The organism is Microcoleus sp. PH2017_09_SFU_O_A, from assembly GCF_020738625.1.
Classification (GTDB): Bacteria; Cyanobacteriota; Cyanobacteriia; order Cyanobacteriales; family Microcoleaceae; genus Microcoleus.
Genome location: NZ_JAEQCF010000068.1, coordinates 1 through 370, shown reverse-complemented (window position 1 = coordinate 370; position 370 = coordinate 1). Strand labels below are relative to the sequence as shown.

Annotated in this window: 1 pseudogene; it reads left to right on the top strand. The window is 62.4% G+C overall.

The annotated features are described in order from the left end of the window. Nucleotides 1-370, top strand: a pseudogene (locus JGK16_RS23310) (hypothetical protein); the annotation flags it as partial.

Below are 370 nucleotides of genomic sequence, written 5' to 3'. Positions count from 1 at the left end.
GCCGACACCAACACCCGCGCCGACACCAACGCCCACACCAACTCCGGCGCCAACTCCGACACCCGCGCCGACACCAACGCCCACACCAACTCCGGCGCCAACTCCGACACCCGCGCCGACTCCCACTCCCACACCAACTCCGGCGCCGACACCAACACCCGCGCCAACTCCCACTCCCACCTCCGATGCTTGCGTGCTTGATAGCCTCAAGGCCCCGCAACTTGACCCTGCTACCATTACCCCCAACCCCGTCGAAAAAACTGTCAATGGGGGTAACAATGCCGATTTCATCATGGGCAGCAGCATCCCCGAGTCGATTAACGGACTGGGTGGCAACGACACTATCTACGGACTTGGCGGCAATGACAAC